Annotated in this window: 15 protein-coding genes; 7 read left to right on the top strand and 8 right to left on the bottom strand. The window is 66.9% G+C overall.

Annotated elements, in window-relative coordinates:
- Positions 1–209 precede the first annotated feature (209 nt).
- Positions 210–1,316: a serine hydrolase gene (locus tag ACZ1J6_RS17325; protein ID WP_132264535.1), complete on the top strand. Its 1,107-nt coding sequence runs from the start codon at positions 210–212 to the stop codon at positions 1,314–1,316.
- A 111-nt stretch (positions 1,317–1,427) separates the two neighbouring features.
- On the opposite strand, the gene ACZ1J6_RS17320 is transcribed toward ACZ1J6_RS17325, so the two are convergent.
- On the bottom strand, positions 1,428–1,763 hold the full coding sequence (locus ACZ1J6_RS17320) for a hypothetical protein (RefSeq protein ID WP_132264537.1): 336 nt from the start codon (positions 1,761–1,763) through the stop codon (positions 1,428–1,430).
- Positions 1,764–2,010: 247 nt separating this feature from the next.
- Here ACZ1J6_RS17320 and polA point away from each other — a divergent pair, with 247 nt between their 5' ends.
- Positions 2,011–4,851: a DNA polymerase I gene (polA, locus tag ACZ1J6_RS17315; RefSeq protein WP_465127607.1), complete on the top strand. Its 2,841-nt coding sequence runs from the start codon at positions 2,011–2,013 to the stop codon at positions 4,849–4,851.
- Positions 4,852–5,010: 159 nt separating this feature from the next.
- On the opposite strand, the gene ACZ1J6_RS17310 is transcribed toward polA, so the two are convergent.
- Positions 5,011–5,163, bottom strand: a complete 153-nt coding sequence (locus ACZ1J6_RS17310) for a hypothetical protein (RefSeq protein WP_465127606.1) — start codon at positions 5,161–5,163, stop codon at positions 5,011–5,013.
- Positions 5,164–5,175: 12 nt separating this feature from the next.
- On the opposite strand from ACZ1J6_RS17310, the gene ACZ1J6_RS17305 reads away from it, so the two are divergent.
- Complete coding sequence (locus ACZ1J6_RS17305; protein WP_465127605.1) at positions 5,176–6,318, top strand: mechanosensitive ion channel family protein; 1,143 nt, start codon at positions 5,176–5,178, stop codon at positions 6,316–6,318.
- A gap of 22 nt (positions 6,319–6,340) precedes the next feature.
- Here the strand turns inward: ACZ1J6_RS17305 and ACZ1J6_RS17300 are convergent, their stop codons facing one another.
- The 5 genes from ACZ1J6_RS17300 to ACZ1J6_RS17280 form a co-directional block, all read right to left on the bottom strand.
- Complete coding sequence (locus ACZ1J6_RS17300) at positions 6,341–7,933, bottom strand: ABC-F family ATP-binding cassette domain-containing protein (RefSeq protein ID WP_465127604.1); 1,593 nt, start codon at positions 7,931–7,933, stop codon at positions 6,341–6,343.
- A 112-nt stretch (positions 7,934–8,045) separates the two neighbouring features.
- Complete coding sequence (locus ACZ1J6_RS17295) at positions 8,046–8,825, bottom strand: glutaminyl-peptide cyclotransferase (protein ID WP_132264544.1); 780 nt, start codon at positions 8,823–8,825, stop codon at positions 8,046–8,048.
- A 94-nt stretch (positions 8,826–8,919) separates the two neighbouring features.
- Complete coding sequence (locus ACZ1J6_RS17290) at positions 8,920–11,235, bottom strand: CDC48 family AAA ATPase (RefSeq protein WP_132264546.1); 2,316 nt, start codon at positions 11,233–11,235, stop codon at positions 8,920–8,922.
- 583 nt (positions 11,236–11,818) lie between these two features.
- Positions 11,819–12,601, bottom strand: coding sequence for a universal stress protein (locus tag ACZ1J6_RS17285; protein ID WP_132264547.1), 783 nt, complete (start codon positions 12,599–12,601; stop codon positions 11,819–11,821).
- A gap of 77 nt (positions 12,602–12,678) precedes the next feature.
- Positions 12,679–13,590, bottom strand: a complete 912-nt coding sequence (locus ACZ1J6_RS17280) for a LysR family transcriptional regulator (RefSeq protein ID WP_465127603.1) — start codon at positions 13,588–13,590, stop codon at positions 12,679–12,681.
- A 191-nt stretch (positions 13,591–13,781) separates the two neighbouring features.
- Here ACZ1J6_RS17280 and ACZ1J6_RS17275 point away from each other — a divergent pair, with 191 nt between their 5' ends.
- The 4 genes from ACZ1J6_RS17275 (at position 13,782) to ACZ1J6_RS17260 (ending at position 16,478) form a co-directional block, all read left to right on the top strand.
- A complete protein-coding gene (locus tag ACZ1J6_RS17275) occupies positions 13,782–14,489 on the top strand; it encodes a CoA transferase subunit A (protein ID WP_132264550.1) in 708 nt (235 codons plus the stop codon).
- Entirely contained in the window at positions 14,489–15,124 is a 636-nt protein-coding gene (locus tag ACZ1J6_RS17270) for a CoA transferase subunit B (protein WP_314467617.1), read from the top strand. Before ACZ1J6_RS17275 ends, ACZ1J6_RS17270 begins: the two co-directional genes overlap by 1 nt.
- A 23-nt stretch (positions 15,125–15,147) precedes the next feature.
- Positions 15,148–15,834 carry a glutathione S-transferase family protein gene (locus ACZ1J6_RS17265; RefSeq protein ID WP_132264554.1) on the top strand — a complete coding sequence of 229 codons (687 nt, stop codon included), beginning with the start codon at positions 15,148–15,150 and terminating at the stop codon, positions 15,832–15,834.
- A gap of 98 nt (positions 15,835–15,932) precedes the next feature.
- Entirely contained in the window at positions 15,933–16,478 is a 546-nt protein-coding gene (locus ACZ1J6_RS17260; protein ID WP_132264556.1) for a glutathione peroxidase, read from the top strand.
- A gap of 63 nt (positions 16,479–16,541) precedes the next feature.
- On the opposite strand, the gene ACZ1J6_RS17255 is transcribed toward ACZ1J6_RS17260, so the two are convergent.
- Positions 16,542–19,493, bottom strand: a complete 2,952-nt coding sequence (locus ACZ1J6_RS17255) for a CHAT domain-containing tetratricopeptide repeat protein (RefSeq protein WP_465127602.1) — start codon at positions 19,491–19,493, stop codon at positions 16,542–16,544.
- Positions 19,494–19,517: the final 24 nt, after the last annotated feature.

The following is a 19,517-nucleotide window of genomic DNA, read 5'->3' as shown; positions in this document are numbered from 1 at the left end:
CGTCATTGCGCGCAATGACGAAAGGATGGGAGCGGTTTTCAGCCAGCCAGTGTTACCTTCGCTCAACGGATTCGTTCATCTGGGCGAAAGGATTGTACGATTCCGAGCAATTGCCCGCATGGAACATGCAGTTCGTCGCGCCGGGCTGGCGCTTTATCTCGTTACCGTTAACTCTGTAGGAACATGTACAAGTACAGGGTGGGATCTGCATGATCGGGGCAGAGAAACTCGTTGCGCAGTGCCGCAAGGGCACGGGGCGCTTCCTTCAGATTGCGGGCTTGGTCGCCGCGGGCCTTTCGCTGGGCAGCTTGTCGCTGGCACCGGCGCAGGCGCAAGTCCGGACGCAGTTCCGCGCCCATTCGGGTGCCGTCAATGCGTCGGGTTCCAGCTATCAGGCCGGGGCCATCGGCGATGTGCAGGATTCGTTCGATTCGGTGTTCGGCACCGAGGAACGGGCGCCGCGCACCTATTCCAGCGATTTCGGTAAGCAGCTCGCTTCGGTGGCGAACGCCTCGCAGGGCCGCATCGGCGTCGCGGCGGTGGACCTGTCCACCGGGCGCATGGTCGACGTGCTGGGCAACCAGCGCTTTCCCATGGCCAGCACCAGCAAGATCGCCATTGCCGCGACATTCCTGGAAGGCGTGGACAAGGGCAAATGGACGCTTTCCAGCGAGTTCCCGCTGATGGTTCCAGTGCCCTCCGCGCCGTTCTCCAGCGCCGTCGCGCCGGTGCGGGCCGGCACTTACATGAGCGCTCGCCAGCTGATCGAGCTGATGATCACCCGCTCGAACAACTACGCCACGGACGCCTTGCTCAAGGTGGTGGGCGGGCCATCGGCCGTGAACGCCTGGGTCCGCCGGACCGGCATCGATGAGTGGCATATCGACCGCGACATCGCCACCCTGGTCCGCGACGATGGCGCCATCGATCCCGCCAAGGTCGTCGACAAGCGCGACAGCGCGACGCCGATCGCGGTGGTCGAACTGCTCTCGGGCATCTACCAGGGCAAGTGGATGAGCAAGCAGGGCCGCGACGTCCTGCTCGGCGCCATGAGCCGTACCGTCACCGGCAAGCGCCGCATTCGCGCGGGGCTTCCGGCCGAAGTGTCGGTTTCGCACAAGACCGGATCGCTCAACAACACCTCCAGCGACATCGGCATCATCGAGACGCCGGATGGCCGGGCCTATGCCGTGGCGATCTATGTCACCGGACAGGGCACGCGCCCGAACCGCGAGGCGCGTATCGCCAGCATCGCCCGCGCCATCTACGAGGGCTACCTGGCGGAAGGATCTTCCTACCGCACTGCCGTGCGCTGAGCCTCCGCACGGCCCCGGCCGTGCAGAAGCCACGAAAAAGGCGCTTCGGACCGGGTCCGAAGCGCCTTTTTCGTAATCGCAACCGGGCGGCGGGGGCCCGGTCCGCGAGGATCAGTGCTGGTCGGCGGTGTCGTGCGGGGTGCTTTCCGCATCGGTGACGTCGGCGGCGGCCTTCTCGGCATCCGCGGCGATGTCGTCAGTGGTCTTTTCGGCCTTCTTGGCAGCGTCGGCCGCGGCATCCTTCACGCCGTCGGCAGCGTCGCCCGCAGCGTCCGAAGCCTTGGCGCCGAGATCGGTCATGGCATCGCCCACGTCATCGGCAGCGTCCGACACGTCGCTGGCAGCCGAAGTGGCGGTGTCCGATGCGGCGTCCTGCGTCTTCTCGGAGCAGGCGGCGAGCGACAGGGCCGCGACGGCGGCAGTGGCGGCGATAACGATCTTGCGCATGTTCTCGGTATTCCCTCGTTTGCTGAAAGCGTTTGCTGAAAAGACAAACCCTGTGAGCCCATCCGCGCGGATGCGGGCGGCTTCCCCCCGTGGAAGGAGAAACTAGGCCGCTCGGACGCGCGATTCAAGCAGTCGCGGGCAAACGACGGGGGAGCGAATTGGTTCCATCTATTCCGCCGGGTGATTTCACCCGTCTCTTTCCACTGCCCTGCTGACGGCCCGCGCCCGCGCTGCTAGTGGTCTTGCCATGGATTCCAAGCAGCATCTCTACCTCGTCGACGGCTCGGCCTACATCTTCCGCGCCTATCACCGTCTGCCGCCCCTGACGAACCCGGAAGGGACGCCGGTGGGCGCGGTCTACGGCTATACGACGATGCTGTGGAAGCTCGCGGACGACCTGAACAAGGCCGATGGCCCGACTCACCTGGCGGTGATCCTCGATGCCGGCAGCCATTCGTTCCGCAACGACATCTACGACGACTACAAGGCCAACCGCCCGCCGCCGCCCGAGGATCTGGTCCCCCAGTTCCCGCTGATCCGCGACGCCACCCGCGCGTTCTCGCTGCCCTGCATCGAGGAAGCAGGCTTCGAGGCGGACGACCTGATCGCCTCCTACGCCCGCGCCGCCACGGCGCAGGGATGGGACGTGACCATCGTGTCCTCGGACAAGGACCTGATGCAGCTGGTCGGCAAATGCGGGATCGGTGGCGGCTGCGTCGACATGCTCGACACCATGAAGAACCAGCGCATCGACATTCCCGAAGTGGTCGAGAAGTTCGGCGTCCCGCCCGAAAAGGTGGGCGACGTGCTGGCGCTGATGGGCGATTCGGTGGACAATGTGCCCGGTGTCTACGGCGTCGGCCCCAAGACTGCCTCGAAGCTGATCCAGGACTATGGCGACCTCGAATCCGCGCTCGCCGCAGCGCCCTCGATGAAGAAGTCCAAGCTCCAGGAACGCCTGATCGAACAGGCCGAGCAAGCCCGCCTGTCCAAGGTGCTGGTCACCCTGAAGGAAGACTGCACGCTGCCGATGGCGCTGGAGGACTTCAAGCTGGACGCGATTCCGCCCGCGCCGCTTGCGGAATTCCTGGGCAGGCACGGCTTCACCAGCCTGCTCAAGCGTCTGGACGGCGGCACCGGCAGCCCGGACCGGCCGACCCAGCTTCACCCGGCCAAGCCGGTCACGGCCGCCAGCGGCCCCACCGAGGGCGCGGCGCGCCAGTCGCTGCCGGAATGGCCGGCGGTGGACTATGCCGCCTACGAATGCGTGCAGACCGTGGAAGCGCTGGAGCGCTGGGTGGCGCGCGGGCTGGCCGCCCATGTCGTGGCCATCGACACCGAGACATCGATGCTCGATTCGATGAAAGCGGATTTGGCAGGCGTCAGCCTTGCGCTCGGCCCGAACGATGCGTGCTATATTCCGCTCGGCCATGGCGGCACCGACATGTTTGCCGAAAAGCCGCAGCAGGTGCCGCTGCAGACTGCGCTGGCGCTGCTCCAGCCGCTGCTGGAGAGCGATGCGGTGCTCAAGGTCGGGCAGAACATCAAGTACGATCTCAATGTGCTGGCCCGCCACGGCATAGACGTGGCGCCGGTGGACGATACGATGATCGTCAGCTTCTGCCTTGACGCCGGCCGCCAGATCGAGGGCATCGGCGGCGGGCACGGCATGGACGAACTGTCCGAACGCCACCTTTCGCACAAGACCATGGCCTTCAAGGACGTCTGCGGCACGGGCAAGAAGGCGATTCCCTTCGGCGAGGTGCCGCTGGACCGCGCCACGCCTTATGCGGCCGAAGATGCCGACGTGACCTGGCGCCTCCACGCCCTGCTCAAGCCGCGCCTTGCGGACGAAGGCGGCACGCGCATCTACGAGCGGGTCGACCGCCCGCTGATCCCGGTCGTGGCGCAGATGGAGCGCCACGGCATCAAGGTGGACCGCGAGAAGCTGGCCGGGCTCTCCAGCCAGTTCGCCGAAGCGATCGGCGCGCTGGAAGGCGAGATCTACGGCAAGGTCGGCCAGGAATTCACCATCGGCAGCCCCAAGCAGCTCGGCGATATCCTGTTCGAGAAGCTTGGCTACAAGGGTGGCAAGAAGGGCAAGAGCGGCCAGTATTCCACCGACCAGTCGGTTCTGGAGGGCTTGGCCACCCAGGGCGCGGAAGTTGCCACCAAAGTGCTGGAATGGCGCCAGCTTTCCAAGCTCCGCTCGACTTATACCGAGGCCCTGCAGGCGGCGATCAACCCGCGGACCGGGCGGGTCCATACCAGCTACAGCCTTGTCGGCGCGCAGACCGGGCGTCTGTCCTCCACCGATCCGAACCTCCAGAACATCCCGATCCGCACCGAAATCGGCCGCCAGATCCGCGACTGCTTCGTGGCCGAGCCGGGCCATGTCCTGCTGGCCGCCGACTACTCGCAGATCGAACTGCGCCTGGCCGCGCACATGGCCGACGTGCCCAGCCTCAAGGAAGCGTTTGCCGAGGGCGAGGACATTCACTCGCGCACGGCGATGGAGATGTTCGGCACCGTGGACCGTGACACGCGCGGGCGCGCCAAGACCATCAACTTCGCGATCCTCTACGGCATTTCCCGCTGGGGCCTCGCCGGCCGTCTCGGCACCGAGGCGGACGAAGCCCAGGCCATGATCGACCGCTACTTCGAGCGGTTCCCGGGCATCCAGCGCTACATCGTCCACACCCTCGAACAAGTGCGCGAGCGCGGCTATTCGGAGACCCTGTTTGGCCGCAAGACCTGGTTCCCGCGCATCACCTCGAAGAACGGCGCCGAGCGTCAGGGCAGCGAGCGCGCGGCGATCAATGCGCCGATTCAGGGCACCAGCGCTGATATCATCAAGCGCGCCATGGTCCGCATGAACCCGGCGCTCGCGGCAGCGGGGCTCGGCCATGTCCGCATGTTGCTTCAGGTGCACGACGAACTGGTGTTCGAACTGCCGGAAGCCGATGTCGCGGCCGCGTCCGACGTGATCCGCAGCGTGATGGCCGGCGCGGCGGCGCCTTCCGTCAGCCTCGACGTGCCGCTGGGCGTGGAGATCGGCTCGGGCCTGAGCTGGGGCGCGGCGCACTGACGGCTAGGGTTGGGGGAGGCGCCGGCGGCAAGTGAGCCGCGGCGCCGATCCCCGGACAGCGCTTAGCTTCCACTGGCCCTGCCGGGGAGCGTCCGCCGCCCCAGGCCATTCCCGTCAGGCGACGGCAGGACGGTGTCCGCTATCCGGGACATCGGTTCCTTACCGGCCGGGCATGAGGCGGTATGCCACCATCACGCGCCATAGGCCCTCGAAATGGCCTGCGGAATGACGGGCGATGGCCTCCGCTTCGCGCGAAACGCCCTGCAACACCGATGAATCGAAGCCCGGGATGAAACTGCTGCGATGCAGCATTGTTTCAGCACCATGATCCAGTTCATCGATCGCATCCTCGAAGGGTTGCCCGATTGGGCGGAGCGGCCGCTCATGGCGGTGCTGGCCGCGCTGATCGGGCTGGTGCTGGCATTCGCTGTGCACACTTTGCTGTTCCGCATCCTCAACCGCATTGCCCATCGCAGCGCGAGCGAGGCGGACGACCTGGTGGTGAACCGGCTCAACCGGCCGACGCGCTGGGCTTTCCTGGCGATGGGCGTGGTGCTGGCCGCGCGCGAGACCCCGGCGCTGGAATCGGTATGGGAGCGGTTCGCGCCTTTCGTCATGCCGCTCCTCACCGGCTGGGTCGCCGTGGCCGTGCTGCGTGCCTTCGTCGAAGCGATGATCGTGCGCGCCGACATCTCGGTGGAGAACAACCGCAATGCCCGCCGCCGCCGGACCCGGCTGGCGATCTTCAGCCGTATCGGCACGTTCCTCATCGTGTTCCTCACCGTATCCGGCATGCTGGCCTCGGTGCCCGGTGTGCGGGAGATCGGCGTGACGCTGATGGCTTCGGCGGGACTGGCGGCCCTGGCGGTCGGTGCGGCGGCGCAGCCCGCGCTCAAGGCGCTGATCGCCGGTTTCCAGATGGCGATGACCGAGCCGATCTCCATCGACGACGTCATCATCCTCGACGGCGAATGGGGCCGCATCGAGGATATCCGCACGACATACGTGGTCGTGCGGCTGTGGGACGACCGGCGCCTGGTGGTACCGTCCAACCGTTTCCTGGAGGACACCTTCCAGAACTGGACCAAGACGACCTCGCAGCTCCTGGGCACGGTGTTTCTCTATCTCGACCAGGGCACCGAAATCGGCCCGATCCGCGAGGAATACAGCCGCCAGATCACGGCGCACCGCCTCTGGGACAAGCGCGCCCAGGTGCTGCAAGTGACGGATTGCAAGGACGAGGCCATCGAAGTGCGCCTGCTCATGAGCGCCAAGGACGGCCCGACCCTGTTCGACCTGCGCTGCGAGATCCGCGAGAGCATGATGGACTGGATCCGCCGGAACCAGCCCGAGGCGCTCGTGCGGCGGCGGACCCTGCCGGTCGGGCCGGTGGAAATGGGTGCCACCGCGGGTTTGGCCGAACTTGTCGCCGCCTCGGGAAATGGCGAGGCTAGGAAGGCGAACTGACCGGGGGGCCGGGACGTGGGCGCTAGCCCAGCGCGATCTCTTCACCCAATTCCAGCGCCGCGCGAAAATCCGCGTCGTGGCTGACGCAGAGGATGGCGCCGTCGTAGCCGCGCAGGGCCTCCTCCAGCATCTCCACCGAGGCGAGATCCAGGTGATTGGTGGGCTCGTCGAGGATCAGCAGCCAGGGGACGTCCCGGCGCGTGAAGAGGCAGGCCAAAGCCAGCCGCATCCGCTCGCCGCCGGAGAGGGTGGCGACGTCCCGCTCGGCCCAGGCGCTGCGGAAGCCGAAGCGGGCAAGGGCGGCGTGGGCGGCGTGGCGGTCGGCATCGGGGTTGAGCCGCAAGTAGGCGTCCAGCACGCTTCCGCGCTCGCCCAGCAGGGATACGTGCTGGTCCAGCAGGGCGATGCGCGCATTCCTGGAATGAAGATCGCCGCTATGGATATAGCCAGCGTCGGGCCGGTCGAGCCCGGCCAGGATGCGGATCAGGCTGGTCTTGCCCGAGCCATTCGGCCCGGTCACGGCGATCCGGCGCGGGCCGCGCAGAAGGAGATCGAGCGGACCGAACAACCGGCGTCCGCCGCGCTCGCAGCATAGGCCCCGCGCCTCGATCAGGGTGTGGCCGGCAGGCAGTCCGCTCGGCGGCAGGTCGATATGGATCGGCGCCAGCACTTCGACTTCGCGGCGGGCCACGTCGAACTGCTCCTGGACGCGGCCGACCAGTTCATCGCCCAGCTTGCGCTGTCGTCCGCCCGTTTCCTCGGCCCGCTGCTTGCGCGCGCCGAGCAGGATCTTTGGATCGCCGCCCTTCGCAGCGTCCTTGCGGCCCTTGCTGTCGCGGCGCGCCTGCTTCTCGGCTTCCTGCTGCTTCTCGCGCCGGGCCTGCCGCAGGGCGTCCTCGCTGCGTTCGAGCGCCGAGGCCGCGCGGGCGCGTTCGGCGCTGCGCTGTTCGTCGAATGCGTCCCAGCCGCCGCCGACCATATGGATGCCCACGCTCGTCAGTTCGACGATGCGGTCGGCGCGGCGAAGCAGGTCGCGGTCATGGCTGGCGACGAGGGCGCCGCCGCTCCAGGCACCCAGCAAGTCGGCCACGGCCTGGCGTCCGGCATCGTCGAGATTGTTGGTCGGCTCGTCGAGCAGGAGCACGTCGGGTTCGCCCAGCAGCAGCCCCGTCAGCATGAGGCGGGTACGCTGCCCGCCGCTGAAGCTGGCGAGCCGGCGCGCGGGGTCAAGCTCCGCGAAGCCCGCCAGGGCGGCGGCTTTCTCGAAACGTTCGGCAAGGGTCCAGTCGGCGAGGTCGAAATCGTCGTCCTCGAACCGGCCTTGCGTGATGCGGTCGAGCCGGGCGAAGTGCGCGGCAAGGCCCAGCGCCTCGGCGACGCTGGCGTTCTCATCGGGGGGAAGCTGGCGCAGCAGGCCGATCCGGCCCTGGCGGGTGATCGTGCCTTCGGAAACCGGCACTTCGCCGGCAATCGCGCGCAGGAGCGTGCTCTTGCCCGCGCCGTTGCGGCCGACCAACCCCAGGGTTTCGCGGCCGAGCGCGAAAGTGAGATCGCGGAAGAGGGGAGAACCGTCGGACGCCGAGCAGGCAACGCGGTCGAGAGTCAGAAATGTCATGGGAACACCGGCAGATAGCGTTTGGGAAAAACGGGCTATGTGCTCAGATGTCCATCGATCCATTCCTTCGGTTGCGACCGGTTCCTTACCTCAACGCGCTTCCATGGGCAAGTCAGGCCCCTTTGGTGCAGGCCGGGGTGATCTGGAATATCTGGTTCCAGTTCTTGCCGGTCACGAAAATGCGGCGGCCAGGCGCGTCCCAGGCGATACCGTTGAGCACGGCATCGACACCGGCGCCGCCCGCCTGCTCGCGCAGCCCGGCAAGGTCGAGCCAGGACTTCACTTTGCCGGTCTTCGGGTCGATGCGGGCGATGCGGTCCGTCATCCAGACATTGGCCCAGATCTCGCCGTCGATCCATTCCAGCTCGTTGAGATTCTCGACGGGCTTGCCCTCGGCCGTGACGGCGAGGCTGCCGGTCTGGCGCATGGTTGCCGGATCGCGGAGGCGCAGGGCGGCGGACCCGTCGCTCTGGTAGATCGTGTTGCCGCTGCGGGTCATGCCCCAGCCTTCGCCTTCGTAATGGAAGGTTCCCAGCGGTTTCAGCGTGGTGCGATCCCAGCGATAGCCGATCCCGTCGCGCCAGGTCAGGCTGATGAGCTGGCCGTTCCAGTCGATCAGCCCTTCGCCGAAGACCGCAGGATCGATCTCGATCTGCCCCACCGGCTCCAGCGTTTCCAGCTTGCGCACGACGATGCGGGAATCGCCCTTCTGGCCGGTGCTTTCGTAGAGCAGGCCCCGGTCGAAGAAGAGGCCTTCGGTGAAGGCGGCGGTGTCATGCGGGAAGGCGTTGTCGATGCGGTAGCCGCAGACCGGCACATCCTTCGCCTGCGCGGCAGGGGCAGCGGTGAGGGCGAGTGCGGCGGCGAGCAAGGCGCGGACGGGAGAATTCATGCGATGCAGGTGCCGCAAGGGCGCGGCCTCCGCAAGAGGCGATGGGGATGGGGAGGGGCCGTCGTCCCGGACCGGGTCCGGGACGACGTACCGCTCAATCGCCGTGCTTCTTTTCGCGGCGGGATTCGACCATGCCGGGGGCGATGAAACCGATCGGGATCACTTCCATGGCCCGCTTTTTCAGTTCGCCCTTCATGCGCTCGTACTCGGCTTCCATTTCCTCGGTCACCGTGGCGCGGCTGTCCTCGAGTGCATCGTCGAAGTCCTCGCGGCGAACCTGTTCCACTTCGGCCCCGCGCTTGCGGATGGCGATCAGACCGGCGCGGCGCACCACGTCCTCAAGGTCCGCGCCGGTGAACCGCTCGGTCCGCGCGGCGACATCGCGCAGCGAGACATCGTCGGCCAGCGGCATGCGGGCGGTGTGAATGCCCAGGATGTGCTCGCGCCCGGCCTCGTCAGGCGTGCCGACATAGACCAGCTCGTCGAAGCGGCCGGGGCGCAGCAGGGCGGGATCGACCAGCGCCGGGCGGTTGGTCGCGCCGATCAGCACGACCGACTGCAGTTCCTCCATGCCGTCCATCTCGGCAAGGATGGTGTTGACCACGCGGGAGGTGACTTGTGGTTCGCCGCCACCGCCGCCCATGCCGCGGGCGGGCACGAGGCTGTCGATCTCGTCGATGAAGATCACGCAAGGCGCGACCTGGCGCGCGCGGGCGAAGAGGCGGGCGATCTGCTGCTCGCTCTCGCCGTACCACTTGGACAGCAGGTCGGACGACTTGATCGAGATGAAGTTCGCCTCCGCTTCCTTGGCGACGGCTTTGGCGAGCAGGGTCTTGCCGGTGCCCGGCGGGCCGTAGAGCAGGAAGCCCTTGGCGGGGCGGATGCCCAGCTTGTGGAAGGCTTCCGGGTTCTTCAGCGGCAGTTCCACGCCTTCCTTCAGCTTGAGCTGCGCATTGTCGAGGCCGCCGATGTCGGCCCAGCCGATGTTGGGCACCTGCACCATGACTTCGCGCATGGCCGAAGGCTGGACGCGCTTGAGCGCGGCCACGAAATCCTCGCGAAGGACCTGGAGTTCTTCCAGCACTTCGGGAGGGATGGTGCGGGCTTCGAGGTCGAGCCGGGGCATGATCCGGCGCACGGCCTCGATCGCGGCCTCACGGGCGAGGGCGGCCAGGTCGGCGCCGACGAAGCCGTGGGTGGTGCGCGCGAGTTCGTTCAGATCGACCTTGCTGCCCAGCGGCATGCCGCGCGTGTGGATGCCGATGATCTCGCGGCGGCCGGCTTCGTCGGGCACGCCGATCACGATCTCGCGGTCGAACCGGCCGGGACGGCGCAGGGCCTCGTCGATGGCGTCGGGCCGGTTGGTGGCGGCGATCACCACGACATGAGCGCGGCTGTCGATGCCGTCCATCAGGGTGAGCAACTGGGCAACGAGGCGCTTTTCCGCCTCGCCATGAACCTGGCTGCGCTTGGGCGCGATCGAATCGATCTCGTCGATGAAGATGATCGCCGGCGCGGCCTTGGTGGCCTGCTCGAACACCTCGCGCAGGGCCTTCTCGCTCTCGCCATAGCCCGATCCCATGATCTCGGGACCGTTGATGGTGAAGAAGTTGGCCTCGCTCTCATTGGCGACCGCCTGGGCGAGGCGCGTCTTGCCGGTACCCGGCGGGCCATGCAGCAGCACGCCCTTCGGCGGGGCGACGCCGAGGCGGGTGAACAGTTCGGGATAGCGCAGCGGCAGTTCCACCATTTCGCGCAGCTGGCGGATGGTGTCGCTCATGCCGCCGACATCGTCGTAGTTGACGTCGCCGCGCGCGTCGTGGGCTTCCTCGAAGACCTCGCGCAGTTCCACTTCCGTGTTCTCGTCGATGTGCACGATGCCGCGCGGCGTGGTGGAAACGACGTTGAGGCGGATCTGGGTCAGCGCATAGGCCGGTGCATCGAACATGCGGCGAAGCTGCGGGGGAATATCCGCGACCTGCTGCTGGCCGGTGGTGGCGACAAGGTCTCCCTGCACCATCGGGCGGCCGAAGAAGTTGCGCTTCAGCGCCGCCGAGGGCCCCTGGAGGCGCATATCCTTCTGCGCGGGCGCGAAGACCACGCGCTGCGCGGGGCGCGATTCCGCCTTGCGCACGATGACGTGATCGCCGGATCCGACTTCGGCATTGCCGCGCTGGAGGCCGTCCAGGCGAATGACCTGAAGGCCTTCGTCCTCGTCATAGGCGAGCACGGCGCGTGCGACGGTGGCGGCCTTGCCGGTGATTTCCAGCACGTCGCCTTCCATCGCGCCGATCTCGGAAAGCGCCGCGCGCGAGAGGCGGGCGATTCCCTGGCCGCTTTCTTCCTGTCGGGCAGCCGCGACCTGCAGCTTCACGGTCCGATCGTCGACGTTGGTCTGGGCGTCCGCCATGAGTGTCCTTTCATCCTCCCGATGCCGGCATGCACCGCTTCGTGCGTGCCGTCCGGGGTGTGGATCAGGAACTAGGTATCGGCTTCCCGGATTTCAAACCAACCAACGGTCACTGCGGATGTTTCCGATGGAACTCTTTGAGAACGCCGTTCTCAAATAAGCAAAAAGAAGGCCCGGACGTTGCCGGCCGGGCCATGAAAGTTTTGGGAGAGGATGCCTGAAAGGCAGCTTCTATATGCTCCGAATCGGGTTTTTGTGCAAGTGCGAAAACACCGATTTGAGATTGCGAAACGCGCAAGCAACGTTGCGCGACTGGTAACTACCCTGGGTATACGACCTGTAATTTAAATAAAACAATGGCTTATGAAATGAATCAGCTTTCATGTCGGTCTTGACGCAATCGTCAAGGCGATGCGCCTGTCCGCCAGAATGCAAACGTTGACTGTTGCGTCGCGCCATTTGCTCACCGTGCTGAGTATCCAGCGGAAAAGGCGCCCGATCATGCGAAAGGGCGCCGGGGCACGGCCTGAAGCCGGCACCGACGCCCTCGATACGATTTACCCCCGCGCCTTGCGGGAACTCGTCAGTGCGAGAACAGGACCGCGGGGGCGCTCGCTTCGGACAGGAAGTGGGCGGTGACGCCGCCGAAGAGGAATTCGCGCAGGCGGCTTTTGCCGTAGGCGCCCATGACCAGCAGGTCCGCGTGGTTCTGGTTCACGGCCAGCGCCAAGGTTTCCTCGGTGGAACCGCGCCTTTCGTATTCCTCGTACTCCGCGTGAAGCCCGTTGCGCGACAGATAGCGCAAGGCATCGGTTACCGGAAAGCCGCCGGACTTCTCGATCACGGTCACCAGCTTGACCGTCTGCGCGCTCTGCAACAGCGGCACGGCCGCCTTGAGGGCACTGGCGGCTTGCTCGCCGCCGTCCCAGGCGATGACGGCGCGGCGGATCGGCAGGGCCAGCGTGCGGCCTTCGGGCAGGGCCAGGACCGGCGCGCGGGCCACCATGGCCAGTTGCCCGGCAATGCCGCTGGAGCGCGAGACGACCACCAGGTCGGACAGGCGCGCGGCGCCGGCAAGGGCGGGAACCGGGTCTTCCTCGCTGCGGATCACTTCGAAGGGAATGTCGCCGCGCGTCAGGCGTGCCTCGATGGCCTCGGCGGCGCTGTCGTCCTCGCCGCGCGCCTTGTCGAGCGCTTCGGAGATGACATAGCTGCCGCCCATCGGGTCCATGGCGATGTAGCGCGACACCGGGGTATCGACGAGCACGGTTACGTGGCCGTCCATGTGGCGGGCGAGTTCGAGCGCGGTGGCGACGCGGCTGTCGCTATCGGGCTTGCGGTCGGCGTTCACGAGTATCGAGCGCATGGTATTTCTCCCGTTGATGGCAGCTAACCTATGGCCCGGTAACCTATCGTAAGGTCATGGAATTGCCATGACGAAGATCAAACTTCCGCTTCTCCGGCCGTTTCTATGGAGAGGCGGGTGGCGCGCTCGAACAGGTCCAGGATCATGGGATCGCGCTCTCGCGTGCGGATCGCGGCTTCGAAATGGACTTTTTGCTGCGGGCGGGGGAGCACTTCCACCAGGATGCCGCGTTCCAGCTCGCGGCGGACCATGGTTTCGGGCAGCACTGCCGCGCCCTGGCCGCGCGAGACGATCTCGATCAGCATGCGCACGTTGTTGCAGGTGTTGAGCGTGCGGGGCGCGATCCGGTGCTGCTCCAGGGTCTCCAGCGTAACTCCGTGGAGCGGGGAGTGGTCGGGCAGGGACCAGACCGGAAAGGAAGGAGCGCCCGGCGTCCCGTTGCGGCGCAAATCTGCGGATTCGGCCAAGGCGGGGCTGGAGGCCCAGACCAGGTCGACGGCGCCGATCGGCGTGGTCCGCAGGCCGGGGCTGGCGACGGGGCCGGCCAGGAACACGATGTCGCGGGTGCCCGAGAGAAGCTGCTGGAGCAGCCGGGCCGTCAGGTCGAGTTCGATTTCCAGTGTCACGCCGGGGCGTTCGCGCGCAATCGCGCCGATGAAGCCGGGCAGGCAGGTGGCGGCCGCGATCTCGCCCGAGCCGATCCGCACGGTGCCGCTGGCCCCGGCGAAGTCGCTGGCGTCGAGCAGCACGCGCTCCAGACCCTGCCGCAGCGGCTCGCAATCCTGCACCAGGCGGCGGCCGCGTGCCGTCAGCACCATGCGCCGTCCGTCGCGCTGGAACAGCGATACGCCGAGTTGCTCCTCGATCTCGCGAACCCGCGCGGAGATGGCGGGTTGGGTGGTATTGAGTCTTTGCGCCGCGCCTGCGAACGTGCCGAGCCGGTCGATCCACATCAGCGTTTCGAGATGGAAAAGGGCGATACGTTTCATAACCGTGTCTTATCCATTCCGATAAATAACAATCGCTATTCGTAATGGAATTGCCTGTCTAGGCTCGCTTGCCGGAGCGATTTTCCGAGCCGACCAGAACGGCCCGGATGCTCCAAGATTTTGGTTTGCCGCGTTTTCCGGGCCAGAGGGTGATGCCACCCGATCGGAAGACGCTCTAACGGGAGAATGGCATGAACAAGGTCTATCCCAGCGCCGATGCCGCGCTGGACGGATTGCTGAAGGATGGCCTGCTGATCGCCGCCGGTGGTTTCGGCCTTTGCGGCATCCCTGAGCGCCTGCTCGATGCAGTGCGCGATTCGGGCGTGAAGAACCTGACGTTCGCCTCCAACAATGCCGGTATCGACAACGAAGGCATCGGCAAGCTGCTGCGCACCAAGCAGGTGAGCAAGATGATCTCTTCCTACGTCGGCGAGAACAAGGAGTTCGAACGCCAGTTCCTCTCGGGCGAACTCGAAGTCGAATTCTGCCCGCAAGGCACTCTGGCGGAGCGCATGCGCGCCGGCGGCGCCGGGATTCCGGGCTTCTACACCAAGACCGGCGTCGGCACCCAGATCGCCGAGGGCAAGGAAGTGAAAGTCTTCCGCGGCGAGGAATTCATCCTGGAGGAAGGCATCTTCGCCGACCTCAGCCTGGTGAAGGCGTGGAAGGCGGACGAGACCGGCAACGTCGTGTTCCGCAAGACCGCCCGCAACTTCAACGTGCCGGCCGCCACTTGCGGCAAGGTCTGCGTGGTTGAAGTGGAAGAGATCGTCCCCACCGGCTCGCTCGATCCGGACGGCATCCACCTGCCGGGCGTGTTCGTCCAGCGCCTGGTCCTCGGCGCGCCCTACGACAAGAAGATCGAATTCACGACCACGCGCGAGAGGGAGACCGCCTGATGTCCTGGGACCGCAACGAGATGGCCGCGCGCGCGGCAAAGGAACTCCAGGACGGGTTCTACGTGAACCTCGGTATCGGCATCCCGACCCTGGTGGCGAACCATGTGCCCGGCGGCATGACGGTGACGCTCCAGTCGGAAAACGGGATGCTCGGCATCGGGCCGTTTCCTTACGCCGACGAGGTCGACGCCGACCTCATCAACGCGGGCAAGCAGACCGTCAGCGAACTGCCGCAGTCGGCCTATTTCGACAGCGCCACCAGCTTCGGCATGATCCGCGGCGGACACATCGACCTGGCCGTGCTGGGCGCGATGGAGGTTGCCGAGAACGGCGACATCGCCAACTGGATGATCCCCGGCAAGATGATCAAGGGCATGGGCGGCGCGATGGACCTCGTGGCCGGCGTGAAGAAGATCATCGTCGTGATGGAACACAACGCCAAGAACGGCGATCCGAAGTTCATCCCGGCGTGCACTCTGCCGCTCACCGGCAAGAACGTGGTCGACATGATCGTCACCGATCTGGCCGTGTTCCAGCGGCCCGACCACCAGAGCCCATTCAAGCTGATCGAACTGGCTCCGGGCGTGACGGCCGACGAAGTCGCCGCTAAGACCACGGCGCACTACACGACCTGATGTCCCGCAAAGGAGAGTTCCGGATGGCCTATACGTTGATCACCGCCAATCGGAACTACTCCAGCTGGTCGCTGCGGCCGTGGCTGTTGATGAAGGCGCTCGGCATCGATTTCGCCGACCGGATCGAGCCCTTCACCGCGCCGGCGAACTACGACGCATTCCGCAGCTTCTCGCCCACCGGGCAAGTGCCCGCGCTGATCGACGGCGACCGTACCTTGTGGGATTCCCTGGGCATCACGCTCTATCTCGCGGACCGCCATCCCGGCATCTGGCCGGCCGACGAAGCGGCACGCGCCTTCGCGCAATGCGCGGTCGCGGAAATGCACGGCGGCTTCTCCGCCCTGCGCAACGACTGCACGATGAATGTCGGCGTCCGCGTTCGCCCCAAGCCGATGCGGCCGGGGCTGGTCCGCGATGTGGCCCGGCTGCGCGAGCTGTTCAGCGAGGGTCTCTCGCGCTTCGGCGGTCCCTGGCTGGCCGGGGCCAGCTTCACCGCCGTGGACGCCTTCTTCGCCCCGGTTGCCTTCCGCATCCGCACTTACGGGCTCGACGTCGGCACCTGCCAGTCCTGGGTCGATGCAGTGCTGGATCACCCCGCGATGAAGCAGTGGGAAGCCGAAGCCCTGGCCGAGACCTGGCGTGAGGAAGGCCACGAGGCGGAACTGGCCGAATGCGGCGACGTGATCGCCGACTACCGCAACGCGGATTGATCGCGCGCAGCCTTGCCGCCAATGCCTTGCTTGCGTCACCAAGCTGACGCAGTCTCCGTCCCCGAACCTATTCCCTCGCATCCCTTGGAGAGCCTCGAATGTCCGATATCGCCCAGATTCCGCTGACCCGCATCGATGGCAGCGCCGACAGCCTGGCCAATCACGAAGGCAAAGTCCTTCTGGTGGTCAACGTCGCCTCCAAGTGCGGACTGACGCCGCAGTACGAAGGGCTGGAGAAGCTCTACGAGGACTACAAGGGCAAGGGCTTCGAAGTGCTGGGCTTCCCGGCCAATGATTTCGGCGCGCAGGAGCCGGGCACCGACGAGGAAATCGTCGAGTTCTGCCAGCTCAACTACGGCGTCTCGTTCCCGCTCTTCACCAAGGCCGACGTTACCGGCGAAGCCAAGCAGCCGCTCTATGCCGCGCTCACCGCAGCCATTCCCACCAAGCAGGGCGATGTCGATGGCATGAAGGAGCGCTTCAAGGGCTATGGCATGACCCCGAACGACGATCCCGAAGTACTGTGGAACTTCGAGAAGTTCCTGGTCTCGCGCGAGGGCGCCGTGGTCGGACGTTTCGCGCCGGGCACCACCCCGCAGGATCCGCTGCTGGTGGATGCTATCGAGGGCGAACTGGCCAAGTAAGGCGAACTGGTCAAGTCGGGTAGGGCGGGCCGGACGGGGAGGTTCCCCGGTCCGGCCACCTGCTCATTCGCCGACGAGGACGAAAGGCGCCCATGTAGCAGGGTGGGACCCGCCAGCCACATGGGTGTCCCCAAGCACGGTCATCTGCGCGCGTCTCAGCGCCTCGGCGCGGCTGGTCCGACCATGCGCCGCCCGCACGGTGCGCAGCGTCATGCGGCTGGCGACATCGTCGCGGACGGGCCAGTGCGACAGCAGGAGCGCGCGGGCTCCCGCCGAAACGAAAGCGCGGGCCAGGCCCGAATACGTCGGGGCATTCTCGCTCTCGCCCGCGCTGGTGTCGCAGGCGGATAGAATCACCCAGTCCGCATCCAGGTTCAGTCGCGCGATCTCCGAAGCGGTCAGCAGGCCATCTTCGGAGTCATCCGAGCCGGGAGCGGGCGTGAGCACCAGGGCAGGCTCCACCAGGTTGCGGTACGCGCCGCCGACCAGGCCGTGAGTGGCGAAGGCGATCACCCCGGCGGCCGAGAGCGGGGCCGCTTTCACGGCCGCCTCGGTCGCCCCCGCTCCCACGAGAACCTGGCGCTCGCCATGAAACGACCGGGCCATGGCCTGAAGTTCCTGCGCCGCGCCCGGCAGTTCGGGCAGGCCGGCGAGCGTGGATTCGAGGGAGCTCGTCCAGCTTTCCGTTCCGCCCCGGGGCAGAAGCGGCGCACCGATCCCGGCAAATCCGCGCGGGCGGGCATGGCGTTCGCCGGGGCGGGCGAGCGGCGCTGCGGTCACCAGCGTGCTCACGCCGTGATGGCGGGCGAGCCAATCGGTCTGGCGCAGCGCCTGCGGATCGGCATCGTCGCCAGTCGGGGGCCTTGTCACCAGCGCGCCGAAGGGCAGGGCGGACAGCATGCCCGGCGCCAGGATCGCGACATCGCGGCTTTCCTGCAGGGCCCTGGCGATCGGCTGGGGGAACAGCAGCCGGTAGAGCTGGTAGGCCGAATCGCGGTCGAAGGCGGATTTGCCGTCGGTGAGCACGCCGTCCTCGATCGAGGCGCGAAGCCGCCGCTGCAATTCGGCCAGGCGGCGTCCGGGGATCGGCGTTTCCGCCGCCGTCACGGCCTTGCGGGTGACGGCCATGATCACCAGGCCCTCCGCGTCCTGCCCGTAGAGCAGGAGCGCCTGGCCCGGCGCCAGTCGGGACCGGGCGGCGGCCAGGCTGGCCGGTTCGAAACCCGTCAGCGAGGCATAGCCGGGCACCAGCGCGCCGATCCGTTTGTCCAGTGCGCGGAGGTTTTCCTCGGCCGCGGCGATCCTCTTGGCGGTCGGGTCGGGGCTCTCGTTCGGGCTTGCGCCGGTCCGGTCCCGGGTGAGCGCGCGGTCGCGCTGCTTGTGCAATTCGCGCAGTTCGGCGCTGGCGGAGAGATAGGCGCGGATCGCGGCATTGGCCTCGGGACCATAGCGATCGGCAATGGCGTCGACGGAAGTGAACGCGGTCTGGAGATCGCCCATCCCCGCCATCTGCAAGGCGTCGAACGCGGTTTCCCGGTCCCCTGCGGCGATGGCGATCCGGGCTTCGAGGACGAATGTGCCCGCGGCCTGGTCGCGAAGGCGAATCGTGCCGGTGGCGGCGCTGGTGCGATCCAGCAGATGGCTGCGCAGAGGTTCGAGCGCGGGCTTTGCCGCAGCGAGCGCCGCCGCCGGATCGCCCCGGCGGGCGTCGACGGCGGCGCGCAGGGCCAGCGCGGCCACCCGGTCGAGATTGGTCGGCAGCGCCCGGCGCGCATAGGCTGCGTTGACATGGTCGAGCAGCGCCTGCGCCGCATCGATGTCTCCGGTGGCAAGGAGCAGTTTGGCCAGGCTGAGTTCGGCGCGGAGCACTTCGGGATCGTCGGGCGAGGCGGCGATGCGCCGCGCCATGCCCAGCGCCTTGCGGTCGAGCGCGAGGGCGCGGTCGATCTGGCCGTCGTCGCGGACGATCCGGGCGATCTGCCCGAAGACATTGGCGCCGGACATCGGCTGGTCCGAAGCGGGCAGCTTTTCGAAAATCTCCGCCGAGCGCTCGTAGAAGCCCAAGGCGTCCTCGGAAAATCCGGCCAGATCCAGCGCATAGGCCACGGCATTGAGCGAATAGCCCAGATCGCGCGGGTCGGGATCGCTCTTGGCCATGCGCAAGTCCAGCGCCCGCCGCAGGATCGGCGTGGCCTGGGCGTAAAGCCCCGCATCGTTGAGCGCGGCGCCCAGCGCATTGAGCGTGGCCAGCGTCAGGCGGTGCTCCTTGCCGAGATGCGAGTCGGCCCAGATCGCGGCGGCGCGGGCGGCGGCGATCGCGGAGGTCGAATCGCCGGCCTGAATCTGCAGGGTGCTGAGAGTGATGCCGTAGACGGCGGGACTCTCGTTGTTACGGCCCGTCCGCGTGCTGGCCAGGGTGGCCACGGTCACGGCCTGCTGCACTTTGGGAATCGCTTCCAGAGGCAGTCCGCGGCGGTAGTCTATCAGCGCCAGCCCGTAGAGCGCGGCGGCATATTCGCTGCTGTCGCGCCCGGCGAGGGTCTCGCTCAATTCCAGTGCGCGCAGCTTGTAGGTTCGCGCTTCGTCCAGCTTGCCCAGGCTGGAGAGTGCGGATCCGATGTTGTTGACGATTTCCGCGCGGCGCGGCGTCATGGGTTGATTCCGCGCGGTCATCTCCGCGTCGAAATTGCGAAAGCCCGCCAGCGCTTCCTTGTAGCGGCCCATCCAGAACAGCGCTTCGGCCCGGGTGGCTTCGGCCATGAGGCGGTCCACGGGATCGACGGCGCCGGCCTTGCGGGCACCGGCAAGCGCGGCATCGACCCGGCGGAGCGCGGCCTTGGGATCGCCCGAGGTGTCGTAATCGGCAAGGGCGCGAAGTTCGGCCACGGCGGAAACTGGCCCGGGCGCTGCCGAGGCTCCTGCCGCAGTCCGGGCCGAAGCCAGCGCCGCCGGAACGCCCACCGTCATTTCCGCCAGAAGGCCCGCTGCCAGGCAGGCCCAGAGCCGAGTCTTCATGCTTGCCCCCCGCCGTAAGTCGAT

This window comes from Novosphingobium sp. BL-S-21 (assembly GCF_055521655.1).
The sequence above is the reverse complement of the archived record's forward strand: the minus strand, read 5'-3'. Positions and strand labels throughout refer to the sequence as shown.

Excerpts from the sequence above, each read along its gene's own strand:
- ACZ1J6_RS17325 (WP_132264535.1), top strand. The coding sequence starts at position 210 with ATGATCGGGGCAGAGAAACTCGTTGCGCAGTGCCGCAAGGGCACGGGG.
- ACZ1J6_RS17320 (WP_132264537.1), bottom strand. The coding sequence starts at position 1,763 with ATGCGCAAGATCGTTATCGCCGCCACTGCCGCCGTCGCGGCCCTGTCG.
- polA (WP_465127607.1), top strand. The coding sequence starts at position 2,011 with ATGGATTCCAAGCAGCATCTCTACCTCGTCGACGGCTCGGCCTACATC.
- ACZ1J6_RS17310 (WP_465127606.1), bottom strand. The coding sequence starts at position 5,163 with ATGCTGCATCGCAGCAGTTTCATCCCGGGCTTCGATTCATCGGTGTTG.
- ACZ1J6_RS17305 (WP_465127605.1), top strand. The coding sequence starts at position 5,176 with ATGATCCAGTTCATCGATCGCATCCTCGAAGGGTTGCCCGATTGGGCG.
- ACZ1J6_RS17300 (WP_465127604.1), bottom strand. The coding sequence starts at position 7,933 with ATGACATTTCTGACTCTCGACCGCGTTGCCTGCTCGGCGTCCGACGGT.
- ACZ1J6_RS17295 (WP_132264544.1), bottom strand. The coding sequence starts at position 8,825 with ATGAATTCTCCCGTCCGCGCCTTGCTCGCCGCCGCACTCGCCCTCACC.
- ACZ1J6_RS17290 (WP_132264546.1), bottom strand. The coding sequence starts at position 11,235 with ATGGCGGACGCCCAGACCAACGTCGACGATCGGACCGTGAAGCTGCAG.
- ACZ1J6_RS17285 (WP_132264547.1), bottom strand. The coding sequence starts at position 12,601 with ATGCGCTCGATACTCGTGAACGCCGACCGCAAGCCCGATAGCGACAGC.
- ACZ1J6_RS17280 (WP_465127603.1), bottom strand. The coding sequence starts at position 13,590 with ATGAAACGTATCGCCCTTTTCCATCTCGAAACGCTGATGTGGATCGAC.
- ACZ1J6_RS17275 (WP_132264550.1), top strand. The coding sequence starts at position 13,782 with ATGAACAAGGTCTATCCCAGCGCCGATGCCGCGCTGGACGGATTGCTG.
- ACZ1J6_RS17270 (WP_314467617.1), top strand. The coding sequence starts at position 14,489 with ATGTCCTGGGACCGCAACGAGATGGCCGCGCGCGCGGCAAAGGAACTC.
- ACZ1J6_RS17265 (WP_132264554.1), top strand. The coding sequence starts at position 15,148 with ATGGCCTATACGTTGATCACCGCCAATCGGAACTACTCCAGCTGGTCG.
- ACZ1J6_RS17260 (WP_132264556.1), top strand. The coding sequence starts at position 15,933 with ATGTCCGATATCGCCCAGATTCCGCTGACCCGCATCGATGGCAGCGCC.
- ACZ1J6_RS17255 (WP_465127602.1), bottom strand. The coding sequence starts at position 19,493 with ATGAAGACTCGGCTCTGGGCCTGCCTGGCAGCGGGCCTTCTGGCGGAA.